General features: G+C 71.4%; 6 protein-coding genes and 1 pseudogene. 5 read left to right on the top strand and 2 right to left on the bottom strand.

From position 1 onward, the window contains the following. Both EJK15_RS14925 and EJK15_RS14920 read left to right on the top strand, forming a co-directional pair. Window positions 1-416: pseudogene (locus EJK15_RS14925) on the top strand (acylneuraminate cytidylyltransferase); the annotation flags it as partial. Then, window positions 413-1,408: a PseG/SpsG family protein gene (locus EJK15_RS14920; RefSeq protein ID WP_206060851.1), complete on the top strand. Its 996-nt coding sequence runs from the start codon at window positions 413-415 to the stop codon at window positions 1,406-1,408. The pseudogene EJK15_RS14925 and the gene EJK15_RS14920, both read left to right, overlap by 4 nt. On the opposite strand, the gene pseI is transcribed toward EJK15_RS14920, so the two are convergent. Together pseI and EJK15_RS14910 are read right to left on the bottom strand one after the other, a co-directional pair. After that, window positions 1,405-2,448, bottom strand: a complete 1,044-nt coding sequence (gene pseI / locus EJK15_RS14915) for a pseudaminic acid synthase (protein WP_138711005.1) — start codon at window positions 2,446-2,448, stop codon at window positions 1,405-1,407. The two genes, EJK15_RS14920 and pseI, sit on opposite strands and share 4 nt — an antisense overlap. Beyond that, window positions 2,445-2,942 carry a GNAT family N-acetyltransferase gene (locus EJK15_RS14910; RefSeq protein ID WP_240776987.1) on the bottom strand — a complete coding sequence of 166 codons (498 nt, stop codon included), beginning with the start codon at window positions 2,940-2,942 and terminating at the stop codon, window positions 2,445-2,447. The genes pseI and EJK15_RS14910 overlap by 4 nt, the downstream gene beginning before the upstream one ends. Before the next feature lie 140 nt (window positions 2,943-3,082). Between EJK15_RS14910 and EJK15_RS14905 the strand changes: the two genes are divergently transcribed. From EJK15_RS14905 to EJK15_RS14895, 3 genes are read left to right on the top strand one after another with little or no spacing between them, the layout of a single operon-like run. After that, complete coding sequence (locus EJK15_RS14905; protein ID WP_138711004.1) at window positions 3,083-4,522, top strand: glycosyltransferase family 2 protein; 1,440 nt, start codon at window positions 3,083-3,085, stop codon at window positions 4,520-4,522. A 48-nt stretch (window positions 4,523-4,570) separates the two neighbouring features. Next, window positions 4,571-5,434, top strand: coding sequence for a CDP-alcohol phosphatidyltransferase family protein (locus EJK15_RS14900; RefSeq protein WP_240776986.1), 864 nt, complete (start codon window positions 4,571-4,573; stop codon window positions 5,432-5,434). A gap of 21 nt (window positions 5,435-5,455) precedes the next feature. Then, on the top strand, window positions 5,456-6,496 hold the full coding sequence (locus tag EJK15_RS14895) for a sulfotransferase family protein (protein WP_138711003.1): 1,041 nt from the start codon (window positions 5,456-5,458) through the stop codon (window positions 6,494-6,496). Window positions 6,497-6,572 lie beyond the last annotated feature (76 nt).

Genomic DNA, 6,572 nt, shown 5'->3' with positions numbered 1-6,572 from the left:
ATCCCACCGTGATCAGGGAGGCGGCGCTCGTCTACCGGGCCGTGCCCGGGCTCGACTACCTGAGCACGAGCCTGGCCCGTACGCTCCCGCGCGGGCTCGACGTGGAGATCGTGGGCCGGGCCGCGCTGGAGCGGGCCGACCGGGAGGCCGCCGACTACCACCGCACCCACGTCACCTCCTACGTCTATGAGCATCCCGGCGACGCGCGGCTGCTCGGGCTCGCCTACCGGCCGGTCGCCGACGACCTGCGGGTCACGCTCGACACCGAGGACGACTGGCGGCTCATCTCCCGGGTGGTGGGCGAGCTGGGCGACGCATGCGTGCCGGTCAGGACGCTGGTGGGCTGGCTGCGCGCCCGGCCGGAGGTGTGCGACCTCAACGCCCACGTCCAGCAGAAGGCGCTCCAGGACGCGTGACCGGGCGCCGTGGTCTCCGGGTCGGCTTCCGCTGCGACGCCGGGGTCGGCAGCGGGGTCGGGCATCTGGTGCGCTGCGTGGCGCTGGCCGAGGAGCTGTGCGCGCGGGGCGTGGACGTGGTCTTCCTCGGCGCGGTGCGAGGGTCGGAGTGGGCGCGGGCGCAGCTGCGGGAGCGCAGGTTGCCGCTGGTCGCCGCCCCTCGGACGCCGGTACGGCTGGCGGCGCTGGCCCGGGAGCTGCGGCTGGACGCGGTGGTGCTCGACTCCTACGACCTGCCGGAGGAGACGGGGGTGGCGCTCCGGAGCGCGGGCCTGGGGGTGCTCGCGATCGTCGACGGTGACCCGTTGGGCCAGCAGGCCGATCTCTACCTCGACCAGAACCTCGGTGCCGAACACCGATCCTTCCCGCCGCCCGCCGAGCCGCCGCAGGCCGGAAGGGTGCTGGCCGGGGCGCGTTACGTGCTGCTCCGGGACAGCGTGCGACGGCGCAGGCGAGCGCCGCGGCGTCCCGGGCCGGTGCCGCGGGTGCTGTGCTTCTTCGGCGGCACCGACAGTGCGGGCGTCGTCACCGCGTGGGCGGAGGCGCTCCGGGCGACCGGCGTGCGGTTCGAGGGCACGGTGGTCAGCCCGACGCCGTTCGGCACAGGCCATCCGATCACTGTCATTCCGCCGACGGACCGGCTGCCCGAGCTCATGGCCGCGGCCGACCTCGTGGTCACCGCGGCCGGCTCGGCCATCTGGGAGCTGCTCTACCTGGGCGTGCCCACGGCGCTGACCTGGGTGGCCGACAACCAGCTCATCGGCTATCAGGAGCTCGTGGGCAGGCGCGTCGCGGCCGGCCTCGGCCGGGCGCCGGACGCGGAGGCCGTCGCCGCGCTGGCCCGCCTGCTCGCCGACCCCGCCGCCCGCGAGGAGCACGGCCGGCGGGGCGGCGGCCTGGTGGACGGCAAGGGCAGGGAACGCGTCGCCGACGCCCTCCTGGCCCTTCTCTAGATCAAATCCCACGTCAGCGGCGTGCCCATCGGCGCGTCGCGGGCGAAGCGCCGCCCCATCACGTCGCCGGCCGCGTCCGGAGGCAGCCCGCCCGCAGGCCGGATCGACCGTACGTTCTCCCCGGTGACCGTCTCGCCGGCCCGCACGTCCCGCACGACGTACAGCGACCGCCGGAACCGCAGCCCCTCGCGCTCGGACGCACGCGGCCCGATCACCGCCGCCCCCAGCGACTCCCAGGCCCGCTCGCTCTCCATCACCAGCGCCGCCAGCTCGCCCGGCTCCAGCGAGAAGGCGGCGTCCACCCCGCCCTCGGCCCGCGACACGGTCACGTGCTTCTCGATCACGCACGCCCCCAGCGCCAGCGCCGCCAGCGGGACCCCGATGCCCGGCGTATGGTCGGAGACGCCGACCACCTCTCCCGTGAGCGCGGCGAGCAGTGGCAGCGCACGCAGATTGCTCTCGGAAGGGGAGGCCGGGTAGGAGGCCGTACACGCCAGCACGGCGAGCTGGGTGCACCCGGCCTGCCGGGCGGCGGCCACGGCGGCGTGGATCTCGCCTGCCGACGCCATCCCCGTGGAGATGATCAGCGGCTTGCCGGTGGCGGCCGCGAGCCTGATCAGCGGCAGGTCCACGATCTCGGAGGAGGCGATCTTGTACGCCGGCACGCCGAGCTTCTCCAGCAGCTCCACGGCCGTCGGGTCGAAGGGCGAGGAGAAGGCGATGAGCCCGTGCTCCCGCGCCCGCTCGAAGATCGGCTCGTGCCACTCCCACGGCGTGTGGGCACGCTGGAAGAGCTGATAGAGGCTCTCGCCACCCCACAACGCGTGCCCGTCGCCTATGCGGAACGCGGGCCCGCCGGCGTCGACGGTCAGCGTGTCCGGCCGGTACGTCTGCAGCTTCACGGCGTGCGCCCCCGTCCGGGCCACCGCGTCCACGATGGCCAGCGCCCGATCCAGGCTGCCGTTGTGGTTGCCGGACAGCTCGGCGACGACGAACGGCGGATGGCCGGGCCCGATCGCCCGCCCCGCGATGGAGATCATGTGTGTTCCTTCCTGAGCTGGATGGCCACGACGTCGCGCGGCACCCCGTCCACGTCGCGTTGGTAGGTCCCGACCTCGACGAACCCGAACCGCCGGTGCAGGGCCCTGACCGGCGAGTTGCCGGCCAGCACCTCGCCGCGCAGCGTCGTCAGCCCGAGCGGCCCGAAGGCGTGCTCGATGGCCGCCCGCTCCAGGCCGATCCACGCCCGCAGCAGCGTCCCCGACCGTTCCAGGCCGTCGAGATCCAGGTAGAAGCCCCATGAGGCGCTCATCGGCGACAGGCCCGAGTAGGCGACCACGCCCGCGGCCGTGCCCTCGTGGTCGTAGATCAGCACGTGCCTGCGCGCGTCCGCGCGGACGGCCGTCCACCAGCGGGCATGCTCGTCCTCCGTGATCTCGTGCGTGGTGAAGCTGGAAGCCCGCACGCGCGGGTGGTTGCGCCACCGCCGCATGACCGGCAGATCGTCGTCCTGGACGCCCCTCAGCATCGCCATCCCTACTGCTCGCGCTCGTCCATTTACACAACGTAGCTGATTATGCGTCCGGCAAAGAGCTCATCAGCCTGAGGTCTCGGACGTGGACCGCGAGGCATGCTGCCCTCGATCCCATCGCGAGAGGCAAGGAGCAAATCGGCATGATCCCCCTGCTGAGCGTCGTCGTCCCGTTCTACAACGTCGAGCCGTACATCACCGAGTGCCTGAAGTCGCTGGCCGTCCAGACCCTTGACGACCTCGAGGTCATCCTGGTCGATGACGGCTCCTGCGACGGCAGCAGGCGGATCGCCGAGGACTTCGTCGCCGGGGACCGCCGCTTCGTCCTGATCGAGCAGCCCAACCAGGGGCCGGGGCCGGCCCGCAACGAAGGGATCAAGCAGGCCCGCGGCACGTACCTGGCCTTCGCCGACGCCGACGACGTCGTGCCGCCGGATGCGTACGAGCGGCTCGTCGCGAAGCTCGCCGAGACCGGCTCCGACCTCGCGTGCGGCGCGGTGGGGCGGCTCGTGGACGGCGCGCTGGAGGAGTCCACGTTGCACGAGAAGGTGTTCAGGCGGCCCGCGCTGTGCACCCACATCACCGACAAGCAGGTGCTCATCAGAGACCGCACCGTCTGGAACAAGGTCTACCGGCGTGACTTCTGGGAGCGCGCCGGGCTGGAGTTCCCGGCGGGCATCTACGAGGACGTGCCGGTCGCCATGCAGGCGCACGTGCTGGCCACCGGCGTGGACATGGTGGGCGATGTCGTCTACCACTGGCGCAGGCGCGACGAAGGGGAGACGTCGATCACGCAGCGCCGGGCCGAGCCGACCAACCTGCACGAGCGGCTGGCCGCCATCCGCGCGGTCCGCGCCTTCCTCGACGAGCGGGCGCCCGAGCTGCTCGGCGGCTTCGACGCGCTGGTGCTGGAGAAGGACTTCGTCTTCCTGTTCCAGGCGCTGGAGGCGAGCGACGAGCCCGAGGTCCTCGACCTGGCCCGCTCCTGGGTGGCCGAGCTGGGCCCGCGCGCGCTGGCCGGCGCGCCGTCGCTGCGCCGCCTGGAGCTGCACCTGATCGAGCGCGGCCTGGTAGCGGAGCTGCGCGCGGTACGCGACTTCCGGCGCTCCCGCGTGGACGGCACCCGCGTGGTGCCGCGCGGCTGGCGCACCACCGGCTGGTACGGCGACTACCCGTTCTTCCGCAACCGCCGGCTCAGGATCCCCGACGACGTCTTCGACGCCCGCGACGAGCTCAAACTGATCGCCAGGGTCGAGGAGTGCGAGTGGACGGGCGCCGAGTACCGCGTGCGCGGCCATGTCTCGATCCACCGCGTCGATCGCCGCGTCGGCCGGCTCGACCTGTGGCTCCGCGACGGCCATCGCAAGGTTCCGCTGGAGGCGCGGCGCTCGGGCCGCTACGGGTTCGTCACGACCATCGATCCCGGACGGCTCGACGGCGGCGGGCCGAGCTGGCGGCTGATGGCGCGGACCGAGACGCGCGGCCTCGTGCTCAAGGACTGGTGCAGGGATGGCGAGGCCAATGCGGCGTGGCGGTTCTCCGTGCCGGGTTGGTCAAGAACCGGCATGGACATCACCCAGTAGTTCCAGACAGTAATCGCCGGAGCACGACAGGTGTTCATGCTGGGATCCATGAGGACCTATTCGCTCGATGACGTCTACGAGACACGCAAGCGGAGAGACTCCTGGTGGACCGTGTATTTCGTGGACCCGGTCGCCTGCCGGGTCGCCCTTCCCGTCGCCAACCGCACCCAGCTGACACCCAACGGGCTCACCGTGCTCTCGCTGGTTCTCGGCACGGTATCGGCCGCCTGTTTCGCGACGAACCACCTCGTAGCGGGCGCCTTGGTTTTCTATCTCAGCTTCATGATCGACTGCGTGGACGGCAAAATAGCCCGGCTCAAGGGCACGGGGACGCCCTTCGGCCTCTGGCTGGACTACGTGGGGGACCGGGTCAGGGTGGTCCTGTGTGCCGGGGGGCTGGCATACGGGCAGTACACCCTCACCGGAGATGTGCGCTACGTCGTCCTCGGCGCGGCGGTGGCCGTGCTGGACCTGTTCAGGTATGTCAACGCGCCGCAGATGAAGCGCGTGCGCGAGGCCATCAGGGAAGAGCGGCAGCAGTCGGAACCGGAGCCGGCGGAGGACACCGATCCGCTGGAGCGAGTGCCGCTGGCGCGTGTTCCGCTGGCGCGTGCTCCGCAGGGCCGGTTGCCGCAGGGCCGGCTGCCGCGAGGGCGCAGCTTCCCACGGCGGCTCAACAGGTACCTGGCCCGGCATCGGGTGCGCGCGCACCTGATCAGCGGCATCGAGTTCCACGCGGCGGTGTTCGTGGTCGCTCCCCTCGCGGGGGTCTGGGCGCTGATCCCGCTCGCCGCGACGGCAGGGGTCCTGCTGCTCGTCAACGAGATCTTCCTTGTCTACCGGATGTGGCGCTTCACGCGCAGGCACGCCGTTGCCTCCTCTCAGGAGAGCAGAGAGCACGTTCTCGTCTAAGTTTTCGGGGGTTAGTACGAAATGTCCGACCGGCCAGTCTTCGTCATCGGATGTCCGCGCTCCGGCACCACGATGCTCCAGCTCATGCTGCATTCGCACCCGCGCATGGCGGTGCCGCCGGAGACGCGCTTCCTCGTTCCCGCTTATTACCGGCGCCGCAAGTGGGGAGACCTGCGGATCCCCCAGCGCCGCCGCGCCCTGGCGGAGTGGATCGCGACCGACCGCAGCACGAAGTTCCGCGAACTCAAGATCGACAAGGACGAGTTCGTCCGGCAGTCCGTGGAGGGGCCCGGCTCGCTGGGCTCGGTGATCGGCACGGCCTTGCGCATGTACGCCGACCGGTTCGACAAGCCGCGCTGGGGCGACAAGCGGCCCAGCTACGTCAAGCAGGTGGACATGCTGCTCAGGCTGTTCCCCGACGCCCAGTTCATCCACCTCATCAGGGACGGCCGCGACTGCGTGGCCTCGCTGAAGGAGATGCCCTGGTACGCCCTGGACTCCTTCCACGCCGTCTCCACCTGGGCCGAGGCCATCGACGCGGGCGGCCGGCTGCGGCGGACGCTGCCCGAGGACACGTACTTCGAGCTGCGCTACGAGGACCTCACCGACGACCCGATGACCGAGCTGAAGAAGCTCTGCCACTTCCTGGAAGAGGAATTCTCCCCGACGATGATCTCCCCGCGCGAGGCGGCCAGCGTGGCGGTGCCGCAGCACAAGGTCTGGCACAGCAACACGCACGGCGAGGTCATCCGCACCCGCGTGGGCAGCTGGGCGAAGCGGCTGGACGACTGGGAGATCGAGCTGTGCGAGCACATGCTCGGCGACCGCCTGGAGTCCATGGGGTACGAGCTGACCGGCGCGCCCAAGCCGTCCAAAGAGCACATCGCGACCTGCCAGAAGACGATGCAGAAGCGCAGGGCCAGCCGCATGCGCAAGCACATGCGCGACCGCTTCAACCGGCTGCGCGAGCCGAGCCCGGTGGCCGCCATGCTCACCTCGCGTCAGCGCTCGCTCGCGGGCGTCCCGCGCCAGCGCCCGGAGGTGACCGAGCCCGCCGTCTGACCGCGCAGCGGTCAGACGCTTCAATGGGCGGGCCGCGTAGCGGTCGTCGGTTTGGGGGGTGCTTGGGGGGCGGAGC

Origin of the sequence: Nonomuraea basaltis (assembly GCF_005893125.1) — a bacterium.
Classification (GTDB): domain Bacteria; phylum Actinomycetota; class Actinomycetes; order Streptosporangiales; family Streptosporangiaceae; genus Nonomuraea; species Nonomuraea basaltis.
This window is presented reverse-complemented; position numbering and strand designations above follow the sequence as displayed.